Raw genomic sequence first — 25536 nt, forward strand, 5'->3', positions numbered from 1 at the left:
AACTCTGTAACTTAAAGCCTATATTTGCAAAAAAATTGTAAAATCATTCAAAATAAATGAAATACGCTAAAAATATACTCGAAACCATCGGAAACACACCATTGGTTAAACTCAATAAAGTAACCCAAGAAGTTGACGCTTTAGTACTGGCAAAAGTAGAAACCTTTAATCCCGGAAATTCTGTCAAGGATCGGATGGCTGTAAAAATGATTGACGATGCCGAAGCCGACGGTCGCCTTAAACCCGGCGGAACCATCATCGAAGGAACTTCTGGAAATACCGGAATGGGATTGGCTTTAGCAGCGATTGTTAGAGGTTACAAATTAATTTGCGTCATTTCGGATAAACAATCTAAAGAAAAAATGGACATCCTTCGTGCCGTTGGTGCTAAAGTTGTCGTTTGTCCCACAGATGTTGAGCCAACCGATCCACGTTCTTATTATTCGGTTTCAAAACGTTTGGCTGAAGAAACCCCAAACGCGTGGTACGTAAACCAGTATGATAATCCGTCAAACGCAACAGCACATTACGAACAAACAGGACCTGAAATTTGGGAACAAACCGAAGGAAAAATCACACATTTCGTAGTTGGAGTAGGGACAGGAGGAACTATCTCTGGTGTGGCGAAATATTTAAAAGAAAAAAATCCAAACGTTAAAATTTGGGGAATCGATACTTACGGTTCAGTTTTTAAAAAATACCACGAAACCGGGATTTTTGACGAAAACGAAATCTACTCTTACATTACCGAAGGTATCGGCGAAGACATTTTGCCTAAAAACGTTGATTTTTCACTCATTGACGGATTCACAAAAGTAACGGACAAAGATGCTGCAGTTTACACCAGAAAATTAGCCTTAGAAGAAGGAATTTTTGTAGGTAATTCAGCTGGAGCTGCAATCAAAGGTTTATTACAACTAAAAGATGAATTTAAACCAACTGATGTAGTAGTAGTACTCTTCCACGATTCGGGAAGTCGTTACGTAGGAAAAATGTTCAACGATGATTGGATGCGCGAACGCGGTTTCCTCGACCAAGAAATTAAAAAAGCCGAAGATTTAATCAAAGATCATAAAGACAAGCCTTTGGTTGTAGTTCGTACTGAAGAATTAGTTTCACACGCCATCGAGAGAATGAGAAAACATAAGATTTCTCAAATTCCCGTGATTGACGTTACTGGATTCGTAGGTTCTATTGATGAAACTGATTTGTTCCAAAGTTATATTTCAGATAAAAACTTAGCAGAAAAACCAGTTCGCGAAGTTATGGGCAAACCTTATCCTATTGTAAAAGCTGGAACTTCGGTTGAAGAAATTTCAAAATTATTTAGCAAAGAAAATCAAGCAGTTTTAGTAGATTTAGGCGAAAATAAACACCATATCATTACGAAGTACGACATTATTGGATCAATCCAATAACATTAAAAACAGTTAGAAATTCATTTACCTTTGTGTGAAAGGAACTAAAAAAAATAAAAAATATCCTGACGAAACAAACGTCAGGATTTTTTTATTCTCCAATCAAAGTTCCCGAAACATTCCAAGAACTAAAGCTTCCGCCTTCGCTTTCGCCTTGTGGAATAACCACGCGAATGCTGTGTTCTCCGGCAGTCAAATCGCCTAAATCAATAAAAATAGGATTAGTGGTAGTTCCCGGACACCAATTTGACCTGCTGTAATCAGACGAGGAAAGTCCGTTAGCAAAATTCCCTGAAGCCGGATTAAACAAGCGGTACGATCCACAATCCGTTCGCCAAGGCACGAAGCTAAAAATCTCTTTGCCGTCTAAAATAATCGTATTTTTTTTCGGGACAAATTCGTCACCATTTTCCCAACCTCCGTGTCCAGTCGTGATGTATCGCAAACGCACGTTTTTCAAATTTTTGTCCAAAGTAAATTTTACTTCCAAACCTTTTTCGCTGTTGAACATCGTGGCATAATCTTGTTCCGCCATTTCCATTATATTAGTCGTGTTAAATAAAGAAAGCACGATTTGTTTTTTTGCAAGAGCATTTTCTTCGGGGTGAATCGTAATATTAAGATTAACTTTGTGTCCACCTTTGTCATAATTTCCAATAAATGTTCCGATATAAACCTCTTTGCCAGAAATTTTATCTCTTAATTCCGAAATATCCTGACGATAGGGCACAATCTCATGCCACGTTTTGCCTTTAATTTCTATATGGTTAAAATTTTTAATTCCAAATGGTGTAAAAAAGCGCATCAATTCTAAAACCGGAGAAAAGTTATTTGTTTTTACAACTCCGTGGTATTTTTTGCCATTACCATTTTCATACGCGGGAAGCGATTTTACACCATTTTGTAATCCGTTGAAAAAAGAAAAATTTTCTTCAGCATCGATTAAAAATACCGAACCCGTTCTATCATAAGCATCGCCAGAAGATTGCTCGTTTAAATCCACAAAAATTTGACTTCCGGGATTAATTTCCGGAAATTTTATTTTTTTTAAAATCACTGTTCCGTTGGCAAATCTTAAAATGCTATCGTTACTTTTGGCTTCTCCCGAAAAATGAATGGTTTCGTTTTTAAAAACCGGAATTGTAGTAAATCTAGATTGCCATAAAACATCGCGATAACTCAACAAATCGGTGGTGGAAAGTTGGGATAAATTTATTTTTAAATCTTCTGGGAAAGCCTTGATATTTTCAACTTTTTCTGCAGTTACTACGTAATTATTGTTGCGGTTCATTTCTAAAACCAAACCCAAATTTTGCCCTAAAACAGTTGGTGCTCCAAAAATTTGCAAATCATTCGTGTACCAAATTTCGATGGAGTTAGAGTTGATAATCGTTTTTGCTTTTTTGCAACGATAACCTAAAATCGTTTTGGTTTCACTCAATAGTTCAAATTGCTGTTTACCAATCGAAACACTATCAATTGTAGCAATTTTTTTTCCGGGCGAAAGTTGGGCAACTTGGTATAATATATTTCCCTTTCGATGAATTAAAGTATTTTCAATAGGAAATTTCGCCTGAGAATTGTAAGCTTTTTCGCTCGTTACATAAGTCAAATTTTTATCTGCGAAAACTAAAATTTTGTCCTGATTTTCGATTGTTTTTCCATTAGAACTACGACTATAAGTAACCTTTAATGCGGTTGGTTTTTTTTGAGCAATCATAAAATTGCAACTTAAAAAGGCTATTGCCAGCAAAATATTTTTCATAGGAAAATTAGAGTTTATTCAAAGATACACTCATTTCAAGAAAATTTGTAAATTTAATCACGACAATATTTGCCAACCCTTTTTATTATCTACCGAAATATGAAAGAAGATTTTTTGCATTATGTATGGCAGTTTAAACAATTTGACTTTACAAATCTTAAAACTGCTCACAACGAAAAAGTGATTATTTTTAATTCCGGGCAGTATCTACAATTTTCTGGTCCGGATTTTTTTAATGCTCAAATTGAAATTGGCGGGCAAAAATGGGCTGGAAATGTGGAAATTCACCTTAAATCTTCCGATTGGTATTTACATTCTCACGAGCGAGATTCTAATTATGACAATGTTATTCTTCACGTAGTTTGGGAAAATGACGCTGTTGTTTTTAGAAACGACAATTCAGAAATTCCTGTTTTGGAACTTAAAAACTATGTTTCGCCAACTATTTTGTCAAAATACAACGCTTTAATTAGTCAAAAAAAGTGGATTTATTGCGAAAATCAAATTGCCTCTATCGATTCTTTTGTCATTGATAATTTTAAAGAAAAACTTTTTTTCGAAAGATTGCAACGCAAATGTCAGCCCATTTTTGAGATGCTTGACGAAATGGCAAATGATTGGGAAGCCGTTCTATTTTGTGCATTAGCAAAAAATTTTGGATTGAATACAAATGGAAATTCTTTTTTTGAAATGGCAAAATTGATTCCGTTTTCCATCATCCTAAAAGAAAAATTTGAGCACGAAAATCTGGAAGCTTTGTTTTTTGGACTCACGCACTTGCTCGATGTTTCGCTTGAGGATTTGTATGCCAAGGATTTGAAATTTCGGTTTAAATATCTTACTCAAAAATATAATTTGTCGCAAAAATACATTTCGCAACTCGAGTTTTTTAAACACCGTCCGGACAATTTTCCAACAATTAGATTGACACAATTGGCGCAACTTTACCATCAACAAGAACATTTATTCCTGAAAATAATTGAGAGCAATTCTTTGGCAGAAATTTATGACATTTTTAATGTTTCGGCTTCACAATATTGGCAAACGCATTACCTTTTTGATCGGGAGAGCAAGTTTAAAACTAAGAAACTTTCAAAAAATTTTATCGATTTGCTGGTAATGAATACTGTAATTCCGTTCAAATTTGCCTATTCAAAATTCATGGGCAAAGAAATTTCTGAAGACCTTATTGTCTTAATGCAGCAAATTTCGCCTGAACAAAATAATGTCGTTGGTAAATTTGACATGATTGGCTTAAAATCGAAAAATGCATACGATAGTCAATCGTTGCTACAACTCAAAAATGAATATTGCAATTACCGAAATTGTTTAAAATGTAATATTGGCTTAGTATTGATGAAAAATCACGAATAATTTTTTATTTTTGAAAAAAAAAACAATGGTTACGAACATTCGACATTTTTTTGAAAAACACGGTTTTGAAGTTTCTTCAAGGCTTGCAGATCGTTTAGGAATGCGAGCTTCAAGTGTTAGGTTGTTTTTTATTTATATTTCTTTTTTTACTGTAGGGCTTTGGTTTGGTGTTTACTTAACGCTCGCTTTTTTGGTCCGGCTGAAAGATTTAATTTATACCAAACGAAGTTCAGTTTTTGACCTCTAAATTTTTTTAATTTTTTCCCCGCCAAAATGATGAATACATGCCAAAATTTTCTTTTTTCAAATTCTCTTCGGGAGAAAGAGCCGGCATTTTAATCCTGGCTGTTTTAATTATTGCTTGCCAAACTGCTTTTTTTTTCATCAAGCAAAAATCAGTCAAAACCGCTTCGGTGGAAGAAAAAAAATGGTTAAGTTTACAAGCCTCGATAGATTCTGTCAATTTAGCCGAGCAAAATATTTCCGAAAAAATTTACCCATTCAACCCCAATTTTCTCACGGATTATCGCGCTTACAAATTAGGAATTTCCACTGCGGAAATTGACCGGCTTTTTGCCTATCGAAAACAAAATAAATTTGTCAATTCTGCTGCAGAATTTCAAGCCGTCACTAAAGTTTCCGATTCTTTGTTAGCCAAAATTTCGCCTTACTTTAAATTTCCGGATTGGGCGAAAAACAAAAAACAAAATTTTCAAGATCATTCCATTCCTAAAAATAATTTTGCCAAAGAAAAAATTCAAATCATTGATATTAATTTGGCAACAAAAGAAGATTTAATCAAAGTTTACGGTATTGGCGATGGGCTCTCTGATAGAATTTTGAAACAAAAAGAATTGTTGGGCGGCTTTGTCAATATGGAGCAAATGCAGGATATTTGGGGACTTTCGCCAGATGTAATTGCTCAATTGAACCAGCGATTTAGAGTGGAAAAAATGCCTGTGGTTAAAAAAATTAAAATCAATGATGCGTCAATGAAAGAACTGGGGCAATTTCCATATTTTAAATATCCGATAAGTAAGGAAATTATAACTTACAGAAGTATGAATAACAAGATTAGTGGTATTGAGGATTTAACAAAAATAAAAGGTTTTCCCGTTGAAAAAGTGAAGATAATTGCATTATATTTGGAATTCTAAAAAGATAGTCTAAAATACCTTTTAATATATGAGTTCATTATACTTTACAGAAGAGCATGAAATGTTTCGTGCCAGTTTTCGCGATTTTTTACAAAAAGAAGTAGTTCCCCACATTGAGAAATGGGAAAAAACCGGTACGATTGAGCGATTTATCTGGAAAAAATTTGGAGAAATGGGCTTTTTCGGACTGACGTATCCTGAAACTTATGGAGGTTTAGGCTTAGATTTATTTTATACCGTAATTTTTTTAGAAGAATTACAACAAATAAAATCTTCAGGTTTTGCAGCAGCAATGTGGGCTCACGCTTATCTTGCCATGACACATTTGCAAGCCGAAGGCGACGAAAGAATCAAACAAGAATATTTAGCCGACAGTATTTCTGGCGATAAAATTGGCGCTTTGTGTATTTCCGAACCATTTGGCGGAAGCGACGTTGCCGGAATGAAAACAACGGCGGTGAAAAAAGGCGACCAATACATCATCAACGGTTCGAAAACTTTTATCACCAATGGAGTTTATGCAGACTATTATGTTGTAGCGGCAAAAACCACTCCAGAACTTGGTAACAAAGGCATCAGCATATTTTTGGTAGATGCAAAAAGTGATGGAATCACCGCTACCAAACTCGATAAATTGGGTTGGAGAGCTTCGGATACGGCAGAAATTTCGTTTGACCAAGTGAGCATTCCCGCCGAAAATTTAATGGGCGAAGAAGGCAAAGGATTTCCGTACATCATGCAACATTTCGCCTTAGAAAGATTGATTATGGCCATCAATGCACACGCCAGAGCAGAATTTGCACTCAATTACACCATACAATATATGTCAGAACGCGAGGCATTTGGCACAACAATTAATAAATTTCAAGCTTTGCGACACACAATGGTCGAACACGCCACTGATGTCGAACATTGCAAATTATTTAATTACGCCGCTGTTGCCCGATTAATTCAAGGTGAATACGTAGTAAAAGAAGCCACGATGGCAAAATTAAAATCCACAGAAGTAGCCGACGAAACCATCTACAGTTGCTTACAAATGCTTGGCGGTTACGGTTATATGGAAGATTATCCGTTGGCAAGATTGTTTAGAGACAGCCGTTTAGGGCCAATTGGCGGAGGAACATCCGAAATTTTGAAAGAGATTTTATCCAAAATGATCATCGACCAAAAAAGTTATAATCCTGCAGTTAAAAAATAATTTTTAGAAGCTAATCCGGCTATTCACTATTATCTTTTTACTTCAAACTGTGTTTTTCTAAATAAAAAAAGGAGCTTCCGTTGGTCGCTCTTTTTTGATAAGAAAAAACTACCGTTTTCCGTAAAAAGGATAACCGTTTCTATCCGGGCTAAAAAATAATCACATTCCTGCTTCATAATTTAAAATAAAGTGTATCTTTGCACCCGTAAATGAGAGGAGGTGTCTAAATTATGTTGATTATACCAATTAAAGACGGAGAAAATATTGATAGAGCGCTAAAACGCTACAAAAGAAAATTTGACAAAACTGGAACTGTTCGTCAGTTAAGATCACGTCAAGCGTTCACAAAACCGTCAGTAACAAGAAGAGCACAAATTCAGAAAGCGGCTTACATCCAAGGGTTGAGAGACCAAGCGGAAGGATAGTAGTTAATTTCTGTTGTAATACAAAAGTCAGTTATCAAAGTTTTATTATCTTTGATAGCTGACTTTTTTTATAGATGAGAGATAATGCAACCGCTTTTGCCGAGTATTTAAATAATGAGAAAAAATATTCTCCTCATACCGTTTTAGCTTACACTAAGGATTTAGCCGAATTCACGCAATTTATCAAACAAAATTTTGCGGAAGATAATATTGACACAGTCAATTATGCGATGATTCGAAATTGGATAGTATCATTAGTTGATTCAAAAATATCCAATACTTCGGTCAATCGAAAAATAGCATCATTAAAGGCATACTATAAATTTTTGCTTAAAATAAAGCAAATTGACATCTCGCCTTTGGCAAAACACAAATCACTCAAGAAGCCGCAAAAAGTACAAATCCCTTTTTCCGAAAAAGAATTAGACGATGTTCTGCAACTTCCGGTTTTCAGTCACGATTTTGAGGGCATTCGGAATAAATTAATAATCGATTTATTTTACGCTACCGGAATTCGACGCAGCGAATTAATCAATCTTAAATATATAGACGTCGATTTGTCCCGAAATATTATTAAAGTTTTAGGAAAAAGAAACAAGGAAAGATTAATACCACTCATCGCTTCAGTTGCTGATTTAGCAAGGCTTTACGACCGCTTTAGAGCTGAGTTGGAAGAGGTTCGAGAGCCCGAATATTTTTTTCTAAGTACAAAAGGCGTTAAATTAAACGAAACTTTTGTTTATCGAATTATTAATACGTACTTTAGTCATGTCTCTTCCAAGGCAAAAAAGAGTCCGCATATATTAAGGCATACTTTTGCGACTCACATGCTAAACAATGGAGCAGACTTAAATTCGGTAAAGGAATTATTAGGGCATTCGAGTTTGGCGTCCACGCAAATATATACCCATAACAGTTTAGCAGAACTAAAAAAAGTATATGGCGAATCACATCCTCGGGGTCAAAAGTAATTCCAAATGTTTAATCCAAAAAAAACTATATTATTATGAAGGTAAATGTTCATGCGGTTAACTTTAATGTTGACGGAAAACTAGTAGATTTCATTCAAGAGAAAATGGATAAGTTAGAGAAATTTTATGACAGAGTCGTTTCGTCTGACGTTTTTCTAAAGGTAGAGCAAACAAGTGAGAAAGAAAATAAAATTACGGAGATGAAAATAAGCGTGCCTGGGGATGAATTTATCGTAAAAAAGCAATGCAAAACCTTTGAAGAAGGCGTGGAACTTTGCGCAGAAGCAATGCAAAGAGTACTTTTAAAAAGGAAGGAAAAAGTAAGAACTCATATATAATATAATTTTTTTTCAAAAATATTTTGAATAAGAAACAAAAAGATATACATTTGCAGTCCGTTAGAAATAGCGGACTTTTTTATTGAGTCGCCGGTGTAGCTCAGTTGGCTAGAGCAGCTGATTTGTAATCAGCAGGTCGTGGGTTCGAGTCCCTCCATCGGCTCAATATAATAAAATATTGAAAATTAAAAGGTTAGGGAAGATACTCAAGCGGCCAACGAGGACGGACTGTAAATCCGTTGGGAAACCTTCGCAGGTTCGAATCCTGCTCTTCCCACAAAAAAAACAATCATAATATGATTGGAAAAAAGCCGGTGTAGCTCAGGGGTAGAGTGCTTCCTTGGTAAGGAAGAGGTCACGGGTTCAAATCCCGTCATTGGCTCGTTTAAGAATTTGAACACTAATATATAACTAAGATTAAAAATTAATTAAAATGGCAAAAGAAAGTTTTAATCGTTCCAAACCGCACTTAAATATCGGTACAATTGGACACGTGGATCACGGAAAAACTACATTGACTGCTGCTATCACTAAAGTTTTGGCAGAAGCTGGTCACTCTAAGACTGCTGCTAAATCATTCGACCAGATCGATAACGCACCAGAAGAGAAAGAAAGAGGTATTACAATTAATACATCTCACGTAGAGTACGAAACTGCTAACCGTCACTATGCACACGTTGACTGTCCAGGTCACGCGGATTACGTGAAAAACATGGTTACTGGAGCTGCTCAGATGGATGGTGCTATTCTTGTAGTAGCTGCAACTGACGGTCCAATGCCACAAACTCGTGAGCACATCCTTTTAGGTCGTCAGGTAGGTATTCCTCGTATTGTTGTATTCATGAACAAAGTGGATATGGTTGATGATGCTGAGTTATTAGAGCTTGTTGAGATGGAAATCAGAGATTTATTATCTTTCTACGAATATGATGGAGATAATGGTCCGGTAATTCAAGGTTCTGCTTTAGGTGGATTGAATGCTGATCCAAACTGGGTTCCTAAAATCATCGAATTAATGGATGCTGTTGACAACTGGATCGAAGAGCCAGAAAGAGATGTTAACAAACCATTCTTGATGCCAGTTGAGGATGTATTTACAATTACAGGTCGTGGAACTGTTGCTACAGGTCGTATCGAAACTGGAGTTGCTAATACTGGAGATCCTGTTGAAATCATCGGTATGGGAGCTGATAAATTAACTTCTACTATTACAGGGGTTGAGATGTTCCGTAAAATCCTTGATAGAGGTGAAGCTGGAGATAACGTAGGTTTATTGTTAAGAGGTATTGATAAAGCTGATATCCGTAGAGGTATGGTAATCATTAAGCCAGGATCAGTAAAACCACACGCTAAATTCAAAGCTGAGGTTTATATCTTGAAAAAAGAAGAAGGTGGTCGTCACACGCCATTCCACAATAACTACCGTCCGCAGTTCTACGTACGTACAACTGACGTAACAGGAGTTATTTCTTTACCTGCAGGTGTAGAGATGGTAATGCCAGGTGATAACTTGACTATCGAAGTAGCTTTATTAAGCCCAATTGCATTAAGCGTTGGTTTACGTTTCGCTATCCGTGAAGGTGGTAGAACTGTAGGTGCTGGTCAGGTAACTGAAATTCTTGACTAATTCAAGAAAAAAATAAATAATGAGCCAGCAGTGTCTCGCGATACTGCTGGTTTTTAATAAACGGGCGTAGTTCAAGGGTAGAATAGCGGTCTCCAAAACCGTTGATGGGGGTTCGAATCCCTCCGCCCGTGCAAAAAAATAAATTATAATGGCAAAAGTTGTTAATTATATTTCCGAAGCTTTCGAGGAATTAAAAAATAATGTTACCTGGCCAGAATGGGCAGAAGTTCAACGTCTGACGATTATCGTTGCTGTTTTCTCTGTGGTATTTGCATTGGCAACTTGGGGGGTAGATGTAGTATTTGCTAAAGCAATCGAAGGTTTCTATAATTTATTGAAATAATTGTCATGACGGATAACAATGTGAAAAAATGGTACGTTGTTCGCGCCGTTAGCGGTCAAGAGAACAAAGTAAAAGCCTACATAGAAACTGAAACTAATCGTTTGGGAATGTCTGATTATATTTCTCAAGTATTAGTGCCAACTGAAAAAGTGGTACAAGTACGTGATGGAAAAAAAATCAACAAAGACCGTGTCTATTTCCCGGGTTATGTGATGGTTGAAGCTAATTTAGTAGGTGAGATACCACACATTATCAAGTCAATTACCGGCGTTATAGGTTTTTTAGGTGAAACAAAAGGCGGAGATCCTGTGCCTTTGCGTCAGTCTGAGGTAAACCGTATGTTAGGTAAAGTTGATGAATTGGCTGTGAAAACTGATAACCAAGCTATTCCATTTACAGTTGGTGAAACTGTAAAAGTTGTAGATGGTCCTTTTAATGGTTTTAATGGAACAGTTGAAAAAATCAACGAAGAGAAGCGTAAACTTGAAGTTATGGTTAAAATTTTCGGAAGAAAAACACCATTAGAGCTAAGTTTTATGCAAGTAGAAAAAGTATAAATTTTGTTACATTATCTATAATCCACACTTTCTGCTTCCACTGAAAGTGTAAATTTTTTTAAACAATGGCTAAAGAGATTAGTAAAGTAGTTAAACTACAAGTTAAGGGAGGTGCCGCGAACCCTTCGCCACCGGTTGGACCTGCTCTGGGAGCTGCTGGAGTTAACATCATGGAGTTCTGTAAGCAATTTAATGCGAGAACCCAAGATAAACCCGGTAAAGTTTTGCCTGTACAAATTACTGTGTACAAAGACAAGTCATTTGACTTTGTTGTAAAAACGCCACCCGCTGCTGTTCAATTGTTAGAAGCTGCGAAATTAAAAGGAGGTTCAGGAGAACCAAACCGTAAAAAAGTAGCAAAAGTTACTATGGATCAAATTAAAGCAATCGCTGAAGACAAAATGGCTGACTTAAATGCATTTACATTAGAGTCTGCAATGAGTATGATTGCGGGAACTGCAAGATCTATGGGTATTACAGTAACTGGAGATGCTCCTTCTAATTAAGAAAAAACATGGCAAAATTGACTAAAAAACAAAAAGAGGCAGCATCAAAAATTGAAAAGAATAAATTATATTCTTTAAAAGATGCTTCTGAACTTATCAAAACAGTTGCTTCTGCAAAATTTGATGAGTCTGTTGATATCGCTGTTAAATTGGGTGTAGATCCAAGAAAAGCAAATCAAATGGTAAGAGGTGTGGTAACATTGCCTCACGGAACTGGTAAAGATGTAAGAGTTTTAGCTCTTGTAACGCCAGATAAAGAAGCCGAAGCTAAAGCGGCTGGTGCAGATCACGTAGGTTTGGACGATTATTTACAAAAAATCAAAGACGGTTGGACAGATGTTGATGTAATCATCACAATGCCAGCAGTTATGGGTAAATTGGGTCCGTTAGGTAGAGTTTTAGGACCAAGAGGTCTTATGCCAAACCCTAAAACCGGAACTGTAACTATGGATGTAGCGAAAGCTGTTCAAGAAGTAAAAGCAGGTAAAATTGACTTTAAAGTTGATAAAACCGGAATCGTTCATGCTGGAATTGGAAGAGTTTCTTTTGAAGCAAACAAAATTTCAGAAAATGCACACGAAATTATTCAAACATTAATCAAAATGAAACCAACTGCAGCGAAAGGTACTTACATCAAAAGTATCCACATCTCATCAACAATGAGTCCTGCTATCGCCTTAGATCCTAAAGCGGTATAATTGGTAGTTAAAAATTTTTAGTATGACTAGAGAAGAAAAATCAATCGCGATTGAAGATTTAACTGCACAGTTAGCTGGTACTAATATTGTTTATGTAGCAGATATTTCTGGCTTAAATGCAGAAACTACTTCAAACCTTCGTAGAGCTTGTTTCAAAGCCGGAATTAAATTAGAAGTTGTAAAAAATACTTTGCTTGGAAAAGCAATGGAAGCCTCAAGCAATAACTATGGCGAATTGCCAGAAGTGTTGAAAGGAAACACCTCTATTTTAATTGCTGACGTTGCGAACGCGCCTGCAAAAATTATCAAAGAATTCCGTAAAAAATCTGATAAACCAGTTTTTAAAGGAGCTTATATCAATGAAGAAATTTACATCGGTGATAACCTTCTTGATTCATTAGCTTCTCTTAAATCTAAAGAAGAGGTTATCGGAGAAATTATCGGATTACTTCAGTCTCCTGCACAAAGAGTTATATCAGCTCTTAAAAACCAATTCAAAGACGAAGAAGGAGCAGAGGCTTAATTAAGTACGCACAAATTACAATTATATTTAAAAAAAATCTTTAAACGATAGAAAAAATGGCAGATTTGAAACAATTCGCAGAACAATTAGTTAACTTAACAGTAAAAGAAGTTAACGATTTAGCAACAATTTTAAAAGACGAGTACGGTATCGAACCAGCTGCAGCTGCAGTTGTAGTTTCTGGTGGTGGTGATGCTGGTGCTGCTGCTGAAGAGCAATCAGAATTTACAGTAGTATTGAAAGATGCTGGTGCTTCTAAATTAGCAGTAGTAAAAGCTGTTAAAGAATTAACAGGACTTGGTCTAAAAGAAGCTAAAGACATCGTTGACGGTGCTCCATCTAACATCAAAGAAGGTGTTTCTAAAGATGAGGCTGAAGGTCTTAAGAAAGCTTTGGAAGAAGCTGGAGCTGTTGTTGAGCTTAAATAAGTTTACCAGTTTACAAGAACTAGGTTTAGGCCTTGGATATTCCATCCAAAGGCCTAAACCATTTTTCGTATAATAAAATTATAGATGATTTTATTATAAAATAAGTTTAAAATACGAAAAAGTTTTTAATCAATACGAAGACAAAAAGTGATCCTATAGGCCATTTTTCAAGATGTATCGATTATAAAAAGGAAGTATTCATTAAACAGTGCTTGACACAAAATAACTACTTTTTTTTAATCAAAATTTTGTCCATTGATGATAACAAATCAGACTGAAAGATTGAATTTCGCCTCGACAAAAAATATCCCTCAATATCCAGATTTTCTTGATATTCAGGTGAAATCGTTCAAAGATTTTTTCCAATTGGAAACCAAATCAGACGAAAGAGGCAATGAAGGATTGTATAACACCTTCATGGAAAATTTTCCAATTACAGATACCAGAAATCAATTTGTATTGGAGTTCCTGGATTACTTCGTTGATCCGCCACGTTATACCATCCAAGAATGTATTGAGAGAGGACTAACTTACAGCGTGCCACTTAAAGCACGTTTAAAATTATATTGTACCGATCCTGAACACGAAGATTTCGAAACTATCGTTCAGGACGTATATTTGGGAACAATTCCTTACATGACGCCAAGCGGAACATTTGTAATCAATGGAGCAGAACGCGTTGTCGTTTCTCAACTTCACAGATCACCAGGTGTTTTCTTCGGACAATCTTTCCATGCTAATGGAACTAAACTTTATTCTGCACGTGTAATTCCTTTTAAAGGTTCGTGGATCGAATTCGCTACAGACATCAACAATGTCATGTATGCTTATATCGATAGAAAGAAAAAATTACCAGTAACCACACTTTTCCGTGCTATTGGTTTTGAAAGAGATAAAGACATCCTTGAGATTTTTGACCTTGCTGAAGAAATTAAAGTGTCAAAAACAGGATTGAAAAAATACATCGGAAGAAAACTTGCAGCTCGTGTATTGAACACTTGGCACGAAGATTTCGTAGATGAGGATACTGGAGAAGTAGTATCAATCGAGCGTAACGAAATTATTCTCGATCGTGATACCATTATCGATAAAGATAATGTAGAAGAAATAATTGAGGCGAATGTAAAAACAATTCTTTTACATAAAGAGGATAACAATCAAGCGGATTACGCCATTATCCACAACACGCTTCAAAAAGATCCAACCAACTCTGAAAAAGAAGCCGTTGAGCACATCTACCGTCAGTTGCGTAATGCAGAACCGCCTGATGAAGAAACCGCTCGTGGCATTATCGATAAATTATTCTTCTCAGACCAACGTTACAATTTAGGTGAAGTAGGTCGTTACAGAATGAACAAAAAATTAAGTCTTGATATTCCTATGGACAAACAAGTTTTGACCAAAGAAGATATCATCACTATCGTAAAATACCTAATCGAATTGATCAACTCTAAAGCAGAGATTGATGATATCGATCACTTGTCAAATCGTCGTGTAAGAACAGTTGGAGAACAACTTTCGGCACAATTTGGAGTTGGTTTGGCTCGTATGGCAAGAACCATCCGTGAGAGAATGAATGTTAGAGATAACGAGGTTTTTACACCAATTGATTTGATTAATGCCAAAACATTATCATCTGTAATCAATTCATTCTTCGGAACAAACCAGCTTTCTCAATTTATGGATCAAACCAATCCATTGGCAGAAATTACGCATAAACGTAGATTATCTGCTCTTGGACCAGGTGGTCTTTCTCGTGAAAGAGCAGGTTTCGAGGTTCGTGACGTTCACTATACACATTACGGTCGTTTATGTCCAATTGAAACTCCCGAAGGTCCAAACATTGGTTTGATTTCATCACTTGGAGTTTATGCCAAGGTAAACGGAATGGGATTCATCGAAACACCTTATAGAAAAGTGGTGGATGGTAAAGTTGATTTAACATCAGAACCAATTTATTTAAGTGCTGAAGAAGAAGAAGGCAAAATGATTGCTCAGGCAAATATTGAAATGTCTGATGAAGGACAAATTACCGCAGAAAGAGTTATTGCTCGTGAAGAAGGTGATTTCCCGGTTGTAGAACCAAACGTAGTTCATTACACAGACGTTGCACCAAACCAAATTGCCTCCATTTCAGCTTCATTAATTCCATTCTTGGAGCATGATGATGCGAACCGTGCTTTGATGGGATCAAACATGATGCGTCAGGCGGTACCTTTGTTAAGACCAGAAGCACCAATCGTGGGTACTGGTTTAGAAAGACAAGTAGCGTCTGATTCCAGAGTTTTAATCAATGCGGAAGGAAACGGAACTGTAGAATATGTTGATGCCAACATCATCACCATTAAATACGACAGAACTGAAGAAGAAAGAATGGTAAGTTTTGATTCTGATGAAAAAACTTATAATTTAATCAAATTCAGAAAAACCAACCAAAGTACCTCAATCAACCTGAAGCCAATTGTTAGAAAAGGCGACAGAGTGGTAAAAGGTCAAGTTTTATCTGAAGGTTATGCTACGCAAAACGGAGAATTAGCATTAGGAAGAAACCTTAAAGTTGCATTCATGCCATGGAAAGGTTACAACTTCGAGGATGCAATTGTAATTTCTGAAAAAGTAGTTCGCGATGACATCTTTACCTCAATTCACGTAGATGATTATTCTTTAGAAGTAAGAGATACTAAATTAGGTAACGAAGAGTTAACTAACGATATCCCTAACGTTTCTGAAGAAGCTACAAAAGATTTAGATGAAAACGGAATGATCAGAATTGGTGCCGAAGTAAAACCTGGCGACATTTTGATTGGAAAAATTACACCAAAAGGAGAATCAGACCCAACGCCAGAAGAAAAACTTTTAAGAGCAATCTTCGGTGACAAAGCAGGAGATGTAAAAGATGCTTCATTAAAAGCATCACCTTCATTACACGGTGTAGTTTTAGACAAAAAATTATTCGCAAGAGCCGTAAAAGATAAACGCAAGAGAGGCAAAGACAAAGACGATTTGGCTGCACTCGAAATGGAATTTGAAACTAAATTTGTGGAATTAAAAGACAAATTAGTTGACAAACTTTTCAATATCGTAAACGGAAAAACTTCACAAGGAGTAATGAATGATTTGGGTGAAGAGGTATTGCCAAAAGGTAAAAAATACACCCAAAAAATGCTAAACGCTGTTGAAGATTTTGCACATTTAAGCAAAGGCCAATGGGTTGCCGATGATGAAACCAACAAATTAGTTAACGATTTGATTCACAATTATAAAATCAAATTAAACGATTTGCAAGGTGCCTTGAGAAGAGAAAAATTCACCATTACCGTTGGAGACGAACTTCCAGCCGGAATTTTAAAATTGGCTAAAGTTTACATCGCTAAAAAACGTAAACTTAAAGTGGGTGATAAAATGGCGGGACGTCACGGAAACAAAGGTATTGTGGCAAGAATCGTCCGTCACGAAGACATGCCGTTTTTAGAAGACGGAACTCCGGTTGACATCGTCTTGAATCCACTTGGGGTACCTTCTCGTATGAACATCGGTCAGATTTATGAAACCGTTCTTGGATGGGCTGGTCAAAAATTAGGCAAAAAATTCGCAACGCCAATTTTCGACGGTGCTTCATTAGATCAAATCAATGACTTAACGGACGAAGCTGGAATTCCAAGATTTGGACATACATACTTATACGATGGAGGAACTGGAGAAAGATTCCACCAACCTGCAACCGTAGGAGTAATTTACATGCTGAAATTAGGTCACATGGTTGACGATAAAATGCACGCACGTTCAATAGGTCCTTACTCATTGATCACGCAACAACCTCTGGGAGGTAAAGCACAATTTGGAGGTCAGCGTTTTGGAGAGATGGAGGTTTGGGCTCTCGAAGCTTACGGAGCATCAAGTACACTACGCGAAATTTTGACTGTTAAATCCGATGACGTAATTGGTAGAGCCAAAACTTACGAATCAATCGTAAAAGGTGAAACCATGCCAGAACCAGGACTTCCTGAATCATTCAACGTATTGATGCACGAACTCAAAGGTCTTGGATTAGACATCAGATTAGAAGAATAAAATAGTTGATCGGTTTTTGGTTGATTGTTTCATTGAAAATTTTTTTCACAAAAACAATTAACCAATAGCCAACAACCACAGACTTTAAAAGTTTACGACTATGATGAACAGAAATAAAGATAAAAACCAAACTAAAAGGTTTAACAAAATTTCAATTGGTCTTGCTTCGCCAGAATCTATTCTTGCAGAATCAAGAGGTGAGGTGCTAAAGCCCGAAACCATCAATTACAGAACACACAAGCCAGAACGCGACGGTCTTTTCTGCGAAAGAATTTTCGGTCCAGTAAAAGATTTCGAGTGCGCTTGTGGAAAATATAAAAGAATTCGCTACAAAGGAATCGTTTGTGACCGTTGTGGTGTAGAAGTAACCGAAAAGAAAGTACGTCGTGATAGAGTAGGACACATCAACCTTGTTGTGCCAATCGCTCACATCTGGTATTTCCGTTCGTTACCTAACAAAATTGGTTATATCCTTGGACTTCCGTCTAAAAAATTGGATATGATTATTTACTACGAAAGATACGTGGTAATCCAAGCAGGTATTGCAAAAGGACCTGATGGAGATGCACTAAACCGTCTTGACTTTTTAACCGAAGAAGAATATCTAAACATTTTAGATACCCTTCCGATGGAAAATCAATATCTAGATGACACAGATCCAAATAAATTCATCGCCAAAATGGGAGCTGAATGTATAATGGATTTATTAGCAAGAATCGACCTTGACGAACTTTCTTACGAATTAAGACACGCAGCAAACAACGAAACTTCTAAACAACGTAAAACTGAAGCTTTAAAAAGACTTCAAGTTGTAGAATCTTTCCGTGAGTCTAACGAAAATCGTGAAAACCGTCCGGAGTGGATGATTATGAAAGTAGTTCCGGTAATTCCGCCAGAATTGCGTCCGTTGGTACCACTTGATGGAGGTCGTTTTGCAACATCAGATTTGAATGATTTGTACCGAAGAGTAATCATCCGTAACAATCGTTTGAAAAGATTGATGGAAATCAAAGCGCCAGAAGTAATCTTACGTAACGAAAAACGTATGTTGCAAGAATCAGTAGATTCATTGTTTGACAACACTAGAAAAGCTTCGGCAGTAAAAACTGAATCTAATCGTCCGTTAAAATCACTTTCTGATTCATTAAAAGGAAAACAAGGACGTTTCCGTCAAAACCTTTTGGGTAAACGTGTGGATTATTCTGCTCGTTCGGTAATTGTCGTTGGGCCAGAATTGAAATTATTTGAATGTGGTTTGCCAAAAGACATGGCGGCAGAACTTTACAAACCTTTCGTTATCAGAAAATTAATCGAAAGAGGAATTGTGAAAACAGTGAAGTCTGCGAAAAAAATTATTGATAAAAAAGAACCAGTAGTTTGGGATATTCTTGAAAACGTTATTAAAGGACATCCAGTATTGCTAAACCGTGCTCCAACTTTGCACCGTTTGGGAATTCAGGCATTCCAGCCAAAATTAATTGAAGGAAAAGCAATCCAGCTTCACCCATTAGTTTGTACGGCATTTAATGCGGATTTCGATGGTGACCAGATGGCGGTGCATTTACCTCTTGGACCAGAAGCTATTTTGGAAGCACAATTATTGATGTTGGCTTCTCATAATATTTTAAATCCTGCTAATGGAGCTCCAATTACTGTACCTTCTCAGGACATGGTTTTGGGTCTTTATTACATGACAAAAGAGCGTATTTCTACAGAAGATCACAAAATTTTAGGTCAAGATTTGACTTTCTATTCTGCTGAAGAAGTAAACATTGCCCTCAATGAAGGTAGAGTAGAATTGAATGCTCGTGTGAAAATTAGAGCAAAAGATTTCAACGAAAACGGAGAATTGGTTTACAAAATTATCCAAACTACAGCCGGACGTGTACTTTTCAACGAAGTAGTACCTCAAGCTGCTGGATACATTAACCAGGTATTGACTAAAAAATCGTTGAGAGACATTATCGGTCATATTTTAAGTGTTACAGATGTTCCAACAACAGCTGCTTTCCTTGACAATATGAAAGATATGGGATACAAATTTGCCTTCCGTGGTGGATTGTCATTCTCATTAGGAGATATTAGAATTCCAGAACAAAAAACAACCTTAATTGCAGATGCAAGAGAGCAAGTGGAAGGAATTACCATGAACTATAACATGGGACTTATTACTAACAACGAACGTTACAACCAGGTAATTGACATCTGGACTTCTGCTAATGCACAATTAACAGAGTTAGCAATGAAAAATATTAGAGAAGACCAACAAGGTTTCAACTCTGTATATATGATGCTTGATTCTGGAGCCCGTGGATCGAAAGAGCAGATTCGTCAGTTAACCGGAATGCGTGGTTTGATGGCGAAGCCGAAAAAATCAACCGCAGGTGGTGGTGAAATTATCGAAAACCCAATTTTATCTAACTTCAAAGAAGGACTTTCAATCTTAGAATATTTCATCTCAACTCACGGTGCTCGTAAAGGTCTTGCGGATACGGCTTTGAAAACTGCCGATGCAGGATATTTAACAAGAAGACTACACGACGTTTCTCAAGACGTTATCGTAAATACCGTAGATTGCGGAACTTTACGTGGTGTTGAAGTAACAGCTTTGAAGAAAAACGAAGAAGTTGTGGAAACTTTAGGAGAAAGAATTTTAGGTCGTGTGGCGTTGCAAGACGTTATCAATCCGTTAACCAGCGAAGTACTTGTATCAGGTGGTGATCAAATTACCGAAGCTATCGTAAAATTAATCGATGAATCTCCTATCGAAAAAGTAGAAGTTCGTTCGCCATTAACTTGTGAAGCAGAAAAAGGAATTTGTGCTAAATGTTATGGAAGAAACTTGGCAACCGGAAGAATGACTCAAAAAGGGGAAGCAGTTGGAGTAATCGCTGCTCAATCAATTGGAGAGCCAGGAACTCAGTTAACACTTCGTACCTTCCACGTTGGAGGGGTTGCAGGAGGTTTGTCTGAAGAGTCAAGCATCACTACAAAATTCAGCGGTCGTTTAGAAATTGAAGATTTAAAAACTGTTAAAGGTGAAGACCTTGACGGAAATACTACTGATATTGTAATTTCTCGTTCAACAGAATTGAAATTAGTTGATGTTAAAACCGGAATTGTGTTAAATACACATAATATTCCTTACGGTTCAAGCATTTTCGTAAAAGATGGCGATGTAGTTGAAAGAGGAACCACTATCTGTAAATGGGATCCATATAATGGAGTAATTATTTCAGAATTTACAGGAAAAGTTGCTTATGAAGATTTAGAACAAGGACAAACTTTCCAAGTTGAAATCGATGAGCAAACAGGTTTCCAAGAAAAAGTAATTTCTGAAGGAAGAAATAAAAAATTAATCCCTACATTATTGATCTACGGAAAAGATGATGAGTTGATTAGATCATATAACTTACCGGTAGGAGCTCACTTGATGGTAGAAAACGGAGAAAAAATTAAAGCGGGTAAAGTTTTAGTAAAAATTCCGCGTCGTTCATCTAAAGCTGGAGATATTACCGGAGGTCTTCCAAGAATTACTGAGCTTCTCGAAGCACGTAATCCTTCAAATCCGGCAGTTGTTTCGGAAATTGACGGAGTGGTGTCTTTTGGAAAAATTAAACGTGGTAACCGTGAAATCATCATTGAGTCTAAATTTGGCGAAATCAAGAAATATCTTGTAAAATTATCAAGCCAAATCTTAGTTCAAGAAAATGACTTCGTGAAAGCAGGTATGCCATTGTCTGACGGAGCAATCACGCCAGATGATATCTTGAGAATCCAAGGACCATCAGCTGTTCAACAGTATTTGGTTAACGAAATTCAAGAAGTTTACCGTTTGCAAGGTGTAAAAATCAACGACAAGCATTTTGAAGTTGTAATTCGCCAAATGATGCGTAAAGTTCAAGTTCAAGATCCGGGAGATACTTTGTTCTTAGAAGATCAATTGATTCACACAAAAGATTTCATTTACGAAAACGATAAGTTATACGGAATGAAAGTGGTAGAAGATGCTGGAGATTCAGATAATTTGAAACCAGGTCAAATCATCACGCCACGTCAGTTGAGAGATGAAAATTCATTGTTGAAACGAAGTGACAAAAACCAAGTAGTAGCAAGAGATGTAGTTACCGCAACTGCTACTCCAATCTTACAAGGTATTACAAGAGCCTCGTTACAAACTAAATCGTTTATTTCTGCAGCATCGTTCCAGGAAACAACGAAAGTATTAAACGAAGCTGCTGTTGCAGGAAAAGTGGATGCACTTGAAGGATTGAAAGAAAACGTAATCGTAGGACATAGAATTCCGGCAGGAACTGGTATGAGAGAATACGACAACGTAATTGTAGGTTCAAAAGATGAATACCACGAATTATTATCAACAAAAGAAGAATATAATTTTTAAACCATGAGCGATCAAAAACAACAACAAGGGCAAATCAATATAGAATTAGATGAAAAAACAGCCGAAGGAATTTATTCTAATTTGGCAATCATCAATCATTCTGCGTCAGAATTTGTAGTAGATTTTGTAACGATAATGCCAGGAATTCCAAAGGCAAAAGTAAAATCTCGAATTGTGCTAACCCCACAACATGCCAAACGTTTGTTGAAAGCCATGGCCGATAATATTCACAGATTTGAAGCTTCCCACGGCGAAATTAAAGAAACGGAGCAACCGCCACTTCCTCTTAATTTTGGTCCCGCTGGACAAGCTTAATTTACCAAAAACCTCTCGAGCAATTGAGAGGTTTTTTTTTGAGAAAAATTTAAGAAAAATCAATTTTTGTTAAATATTATGTCAGTTAAATGCAATTAAAATTCTTTTTCTTAACTTATTCATAATGTATAGATTGGTGATTTAGTAAAAGTTGCCTTATCTTTGCGATAACAACATTTTAAAAAATTAATATGAAACAAAAATTACAAATTAACGTAGGTCAAATGTTACTCACGTTAGCATTTGGACTTTTTTTTAACTTGTCTTGGGGGCAAGTTAATATTATTCCTGTGAGAACTGAAGTCTCTAATTTTGGAGATTGGACAGATTCTAACGTTGGAGGAACATCTTATTTACAATTGTTAAGATCAGATTCATTTACAATTACTCCTGCAATGAATTTTGATAATTATACGGATGAAACATTAACTTTTACCGCAAGAACATTTGGTGGATCAACTGCTGCGGAAATTATTTTAACGGTTTCTATTTCTACGGATAATGGTGGAAATTGGACAGTTTTAGGTACAAGAACTCCTAGTAGTTCTTCACTTAATGCAGTAACACCATTCGATCTAAGTTCTTATAATGGTACTCAGGTTAAAGTAAGGTTTTCGGTTGGAGGAACTAATAATGGTATTGGAGTAGGAATCGATGACATCACATTCAGAGGTGTTGAAGCGGTGACTACAGATCCCAACATCACCACAAATCCATCATCGCTTACATTTACTTCAACTAATATTTCTTCGGTTTCAGTTGCACAAACCATTACTGTGAATGGAGCAAATCTTACAGGAAACATTACAGTAAATGCACCGGCAAATTTCCAAGTAAGTTTGAATGGAACAGATTGGTCTAACGAAGTTATCTTAACAAATTCGGGTGAAATCACGGATCAAACCGTATCAGTGCGTTTTGCGCCGGTTGTAGCTGGAAATTTATCTGGAGATATTTCTTTTTCTGGCGGAGGATTGACTAGTCCGGTAACCGTTGCCGTTGAAGGTGTTGTTGTAATTCCGGCACCAGTAGCTCAAAATGCGACCAATATCACTACAAATTCTTTCACCGCAAATTGGAACGCTGTTCCAGGAGCAGAATCTTATATTATCGATGTGTATTCTCGTGAAGATGGGGCTTCGGCTACAGATTTATTTATTTCAGAATATATTGAAGGAACTTCAAATAATAAATACATTGAAATTTATAACGGAACTGGTCAGCCAGTTGATTTGTCTGACTATGAAATTCGTTTGTTTGCAAATGGTGCTGCATCACCTGGAAATGTTGAAGCGTTAACTGGTACGATAGATAATGGAGAAGTAATTGTTTTTAGAAACAGTAGCGCAAACCTTTCTGGGACAACATCATTTCCGGTAAGTACTACTACAAACTTTAATGGTGACGACGCCATTGCACTTTACAAAAATTCAACTTCGAGTTATGTAGATATTTTTGGAGTAATTGGAAACGACCCGGGATCAAGATGGACAGCGGGTTCGATTTCAACTGTTGATCAAACATTGGTAAGAAAATCTTCTGTGTTAGCTGGTATTACAACAAATCCGTCAGGAACAGGAGAAAGTGCATTTACCACACTTGGAACAGAATGGGATAGTTATGCAACTGATGTTGTAAGTGATTTAGGCTCTCACACCTTCGACGGTGGTTCTGCTACAGTTTATTATATCCAAAATCAAAATGTTGGAAATGTATTAACGTATGAAGTAACTGGAATTCAACCAAACACTAATTATTTTTACGTAGTAAGAGCGGTTGTGGGAGGAGAAACTTCTGCAATCTCTAATGAAGTTGAAGTAGAAGGAATTATCGTATCTACCACTTGGGACGGAAATGAATGGTCTCATAATGTACCAACAGAAAGTGTGGATGCCATCATCGAAGGAGATTATAACACAGCCGGAAACGGTTCTTTCGCAGCAAAATCGTTAACAGTGGAATCAGGAATTTTTACAATTTCTGCAGCGACAACTATTGCTGTTGAAAACGCAGTAATCAATAATGCGGGGGCGGCAAACTTCTTGGTTGAAAGTGGTGCTAATTTGATTCAAAATAATGATAATGCCAATATCGGAGCCATTACAGTTCTTAGAAATTCCGCGCCAATTGTGCGTTTGGATCACACTTTATGGTCTTCCCCTGTAGCAAACCAAAATCTTTTCAGTTTTTCACCAAATACTTTAATAAATCGTTTTTATACTTATGATGTTGCAAATGATGTTTATGTAAACACAGGTTTAAATGCAACTTCAGTTTTCGAAGGTGGAGCAGGTTACGGAGTTCGTGCACCAAATAATTACCAAACATCTCCAGCTGCTTCATGGGAAGGAAAGTTTATTGGAATTCCTAACAATGGAAACGTGCCTGTCACAATGTCAACTGCTGGAAACGGATTTAATTTAGTAGGAAATCCATATCCCTCGCCAATTAACGCCCAAGCTTTAATTGCTGCTAACGACCATATTGATGGTGTAATTTATTTCTATGCTCACAGTTTGGCCATGAACGCTGAAGGACAATTTCCTTCCGGAACGAACTATACAACTTGGAACGGATCAGGTTATACTTTAGCAACAAACTCTTCCGTAATTCCAAATGGAACCATTCAGGTAGGTCAAGGATTTTTTGTAAAAGCCAATACTGCTGATGATTTGGTTTTTAACAATATAATGAGAAGCACAAATACTGACAATCAATTTTTCAGAGCTTCTTCAGAGGTTGCCGAGAAACATAGATTTTGGATTGATTTAACCAATAATAACGGAGCTTTTAATCAAATTTTAGTAGCTTACATTGAGGGTGCTACGAATGATTTCGACAGAAATTTCGATGGAGAATCATTTGGAAACACAGGAAGTTACATTGCTTCTAGATTAAATGACAAAAATTATACGATTCAAGGACGTGCATTACCATTTAATACAGAAGATATGGTGGCGTTAAATTTTAAAGCTGTTACTGCTGGAAATTACACTTTGACTTTATCTCAGGTTGAAGGTGTTTTTGCAGGAGATCAAAATGTTTATTTAAAAGATAATCAAACTGGAAATATCCACAATTTAACAGCTTCACCATATAATTTTATAACACAAGTGGGTCAGTTTAACGATCGTTTCCAAGTAATTTATCGTTCGGCATTATCAACTCCTGAAAATAATTTTAATTCCGAATCAATAGTAACTTTTGTTCAAAATGATGCATTAAATATTTCAGCGAAAAACACAGCAATTAAGGGAATCGCAATTTACGATTTGAGAGGCAGAACTTTGTTCAATAATCAAGAAATCAATGCGCCAAATTTTGTCGTGCCAAATTTATCCAAGCAAAATCAAGTATTATTAGTTCGAGTGACTAATGAAAATAACCAAGTAGTTTCAGTAAAAGCAATTTTTTAAA

General features: G+C 36.5%; 20 protein-coding genes and 4 tRNA genes. 23 read left to right on the forward strand and 1 reads right to left on the reverse strand.

What is annotated here, in order from left to right; genetic code table 11:
* The first annotated feature begins 56 nt into the window (after positions 1-56).
* Complete coding sequence (locus GV828_RS04215) at positions 57-1418, forward strand: pyridoxal-phosphate dependent enzyme (RefSeq protein ID WP_166536234.1); 1362 nt, start codon at positions 57-59, stop codon at positions 1416-1418.
* Between the two features lie 91 nt (positions 1419-1509).
* Here the strand turns inward: GV828_RS04215 and GV828_RS04220 are convergent, their stop codons facing one another.
* Complete coding sequence (locus tag GV828_RS04220) at positions 1510-3183, reverse strand: PNGase F N-terminal domain-containing protein (protein ID WP_166536235.1); 1674 nt, start codon at positions 3181-3183, stop codon at positions 1510-1512.
* A gap of 99 nt (positions 3184-3282) precedes the next feature.
* Between GV828_RS04220 and GV828_RS04225 the strand changes: the two genes are divergently transcribed.
* The 22 genes from GV828_RS04225 to GV828_RS04330 all read left to right on the forward strand — a co-directional run bounded on the left by GV828_RS04225 (position 3283) and on the right by GV828_RS04330 (position 25535).
* Positions 3283-4557, forward strand: a complete 1275-nt coding sequence (locus GV828_RS04225; protein ID WP_166536236.1) for a DUF2851 family protein — start codon at positions 3283-3285, stop codon at positions 4555-4557.
* A gap of 25 nt (positions 4558-4582) precedes the next feature.
* Positions 4583-4804 carry a PspC domain-containing protein gene (locus GV828_RS04230; RefSeq protein WP_166536237.1) on the forward strand — a complete coding sequence of 74 codons (222 nt, stop codon included), beginning with the start codon at positions 4583-4585 and terminating at the stop codon, positions 4802-4804.
* Positions 4805-4841: 37 nt separating this feature from the next.
* Positions 4842-5714, forward strand: coding sequence for a helix-hairpin-helix domain-containing protein (locus tag GV828_RS04235; RefSeq protein WP_166536238.1), 873 nt, complete (start codon positions 4842-4844; stop codon positions 5712-5714).
* Positions 5715-5742: 28 nt separating this feature from the next.
* Positions 5743-6915, forward strand: coding sequence for an acyl-CoA dehydrogenase family protein (locus GV828_RS04240; RefSeq protein ID WP_166536239.1), 1173 nt, complete (start codon positions 5743-5745; stop codon positions 6913-6915).
* Positions 6916-7145: 230 nt separating this feature from the next.
* Complete coding sequence (rpsU, locus tag GV828_RS04245) at positions 7146-7340, forward strand: 30S ribosomal protein S21 (protein WP_166536240.1); 195 nt, start codon at positions 7146-7148, stop codon at positions 7338-7340.
* Positions 7341-7414: 74 nt separating this feature from the next.
* On the forward strand, positions 7415-8311 hold the full coding sequence (locus tag GV828_RS04250) for a tyrosine-type recombinase/integrase (RefSeq protein ID WP_166536241.1): 897 nt from the start codon (positions 7415-7417) through the stop codon (positions 8309-8311).
* A gap of 35 nt (positions 8312-8346) precedes the next feature.
* Positions 8347-8649 carry a ribosome hibernation-promoting factor, HPF/YfiA family gene (gene hpf, locus GV828_RS04255; RefSeq protein WP_166536242.1) on the forward strand — a complete coding sequence of 101 codons (303 nt, stop codon included), beginning with the start codon at positions 8347-8349 and terminating at the stop codon, positions 8647-8649.
* A gap of 89 nt (positions 8650-8738) precedes the next feature.
* A tRNA-Thr gene (locus GV828_RS04260) sits at positions 8739-8812 on the forward strand.
* A 33-nt stretch (positions 8813-8845) separates the two neighbouring features.
* Positions 8846-8926: transfer RNA gene (locus GV828_RS04265), tRNA-Tyr, on the forward strand.
* 33 nt (positions 8927-8959) lie between these two features.
* Positions 8960-9031, forward strand: a tRNA-Thr gene (locus GV828_RS04270).
* Between the two features lie 51 nt (positions 9032-9082).
* The gene (gene tuf / locus GV828_RS04275) at positions 9083-10276 is read left to right on the forward strand and encodes an elongation factor Tu (RefSeq protein WP_166536243.1); all 1194 of its coding nucleotides are present in this window, start codon (positions 9083-9085) and stop codon (positions 10274-10276) included.
* 60 nt (positions 10277-10336) lie between these two features.
* Positions 10337-10407: transfer RNA gene (locus GV828_RS04280), tRNA-Trp, on the forward strand.
* Positions 10408-10424: 17 nt separating this feature from the next.
* Positions 10425-10619: a preprotein translocase subunit SecE gene (gene secE / locus GV828_RS04285; protein WP_166536244.1), complete on the forward strand. Its 195-nt coding sequence runs from the start codon at positions 10425-10427 to the stop codon at positions 10617-10619.
* Positions 10620-10624: 5 nt separating this feature from the next.
* Positions 10625-11176, forward strand: a complete 552-nt coding sequence (gene nusG, locus GV828_RS04290; RefSeq protein WP_166536245.1) for a transcription termination/antitermination protein NusG — start codon at positions 10625-10627, stop codon at positions 11174-11176.
* A gap of 65 nt (positions 11177-11241) precedes the next feature.
* A complete protein-coding gene (rplK, locus tag GV828_RS04295; RefSeq protein ID WP_166536246.1) occupies positions 11242-11682 on the forward strand; it encodes a 50S ribosomal protein L11 in 441 nt (146 codons plus the stop codon).
* A gap of 8 nt (positions 11683-11690) precedes the next feature.
* Entirely contained in the window at positions 11691-12380 is a 690-nt protein-coding gene (gene rplA / locus GV828_RS04300) for a 50S ribosomal protein L1 (protein ID WP_166536247.1), read from the forward strand.
* Positions 12381-12402: 22 nt separating this feature from the next.
* Positions 12403-12903, forward strand: a complete 501-nt coding sequence (gene rplJ, locus GV828_RS04305) for a 50S ribosomal protein L10 (RefSeq protein ID WP_166536248.1) — start codon at positions 12403-12405, stop codon at positions 12901-12903.
* Positions 12904-12959: 56 nt separating this feature from the next.
* Positions 12960-13331, forward strand: a complete 372-nt coding sequence (gene rplL, locus GV828_RS04310; RefSeq protein ID WP_166536249.1) for a 50S ribosomal protein L7/L12 — start codon at positions 12960-12962, stop codon at positions 13329-13331.
* A gap of 258 nt (positions 13332-13589) precedes the next feature.
* Entirely contained in the window at positions 13590-17402 is a 3813-nt protein-coding gene (gene rpoB, locus GV828_RS04315) for a DNA-directed RNA polymerase subunit beta (RefSeq protein WP_166536250.1), read from the forward strand.
* Between the two features lie 100 nt (positions 17403-17502).
* Entirely contained in the window at positions 17503-21804 is a 4302-nt protein-coding gene (rpoC, locus tag GV828_RS04320; protein WP_166536251.1) for a DNA-directed RNA polymerase subunit beta', read from the forward strand.
* 3 nt (positions 21805-21807) lie between these two features.
* Positions 21808-22119, forward strand: a complete 312-nt coding sequence (locus GV828_RS04325) for a DUF3467 domain-containing protein (protein ID WP_166536252.1) — start codon at positions 21808-21810, stop codon at positions 22117-22119.
* A gap of 191 nt (positions 22120-22310) precedes the next feature.
* On the forward strand, positions 22311-25535 hold the full coding sequence (locus GV828_RS04330) for a lamin tail domain-containing protein (protein ID WP_166536253.1): 3225 nt from the start codon (positions 22311-22313) through the stop codon (positions 25533-25535).
* Position 25536: the final 1 nt, after the last annotated feature.

Source organism: Flavobacterium ichthyis, from assembly GCF_009915155.1.
GTDB classification, from domain to species: Bacteria; Bacteroidota; Bacteroidia; order Flavobacteriales; family Flavobacteriaceae; genus Flavobacterium; species Flavobacterium ichthyis.

Bases quoted from the DNA above. Each gene is read 5' to 3' on its own strand.
- GV828_RS04215 (WP_166536234.1), top strand. From the start codon at position 57: ATGAAATACGCTAAAAATATACTCGAAACCATCGGAAACACACCATTG.
- GV828_RS04220 (WP_166536235.1), bottom strand. From the start codon at position 3,183: ATGAAAAATATTTTGCTGGCAATAGCCTTTTTAAGTTGCAATTTTATG.
- GV828_RS04225 (WP_166536236.1), top strand. From the start codon at position 3,283: ATGAAAGAAGATTTTTTGCATTATGTATGGCAGTTTAAACAATTTGAC.
- GV828_RS04230 (WP_166536237.1), top strand. From the start codon at position 4,583: ATGGTTACGAACATTCGACATTTTTTTGAAAAACACGGTTTTGAAGTT.
- GV828_RS04235 (WP_166536238.1), top strand. From the start codon at position 4,842: ATGCCAAAATTTTCTTTTTTCAAATTCTCTTCGGGAGAAAGAGCCGGC.
- GV828_RS04240 (WP_166536239.1), top strand. From the start codon at position 5,743: ATGAGTTCATTATACTTTACAGAAGAGCATGAAATGTTTCGTGCCAGT.
- rpsU (WP_166536240.1), top strand. From the start codon at position 7,146: ATGTTGATTATACCAATTAAAGACGGAGAAAATATTGATAGAGCGCTA.
- GV828_RS04250 (WP_166536241.1), top strand. From the start codon at position 7,415: ATGAGAGATAATGCAACCGCTTTTGCCGAGTATTTAAATAATGAGAAA.
- hpf (WP_166536242.1), top strand. From the start codon at position 8,347: ATGAAGGTAAATGTTCATGCGGTTAACTTTAATGTTGACGGAAAACTA.
- tuf (WP_166536243.1), top strand. From the start codon at position 9,083: ATGGCAAAAGAAAGTTTTAATCGTTCCAAACCGCACTTAAATATCGGT.
- secE (WP_166536244.1), top strand. From the start codon at position 10,425: ATGGCAAAAGTTGTTAATTATATTTCCGAAGCTTTCGAGGAATTAAAA.
- nusG (WP_166536245.1), top strand. From the start codon at position 10,625: ATGACGGATAACAATGTGAAAAAATGGTACGTTGTTCGCGCCGTTAGC.
- rplK (WP_166536246.1), top strand. From the start codon at position 11,242: ATGGCTAAAGAGATTAGTAAAGTAGTTAAACTACAAGTTAAGGGAGGT.
- rplA (WP_166536247.1), top strand. From the start codon at position 11,691: ATGGCAAAATTGACTAAAAAACAAAAAGAGGCAGCATCAAAAATTGAA.
- rplJ (WP_166536248.1), top strand. From the start codon at position 12,403: ATGACTAGAGAAGAAAAATCAATCGCGATTGAAGATTTAACTGCACAG.
- rplL (WP_166536249.1), top strand. From the start codon at position 12,960: ATGGCAGATTTGAAACAATTCGCAGAACAATTAGTTAACTTAACAGTA.
- rpoB (WP_166536250.1), top strand. From the start codon at position 13,590: ATGATAACAAATCAGACTGAAAGATTGAATTTCGCCTCGACAAAAAAT.
- rpoC (WP_166536251.1), top strand. From the start codon at position 17,503: ATGATGAACAGAAATAAAGATAAAAACCAAACTAAAAGGTTTAACAAA.
- GV828_RS04325 (WP_166536252.1), top strand. From the start codon at position 21,808: ATGAGCGATCAAAAACAACAACAAGGGCAAATCAATATAGAATTAGAT.
- GV828_RS04330 (WP_166536253.1), top strand. From the start codon at position 22,311: ATGAAACAAAAATTACAAATTAACGTAGGTCAAATGTTACTCACGTTA.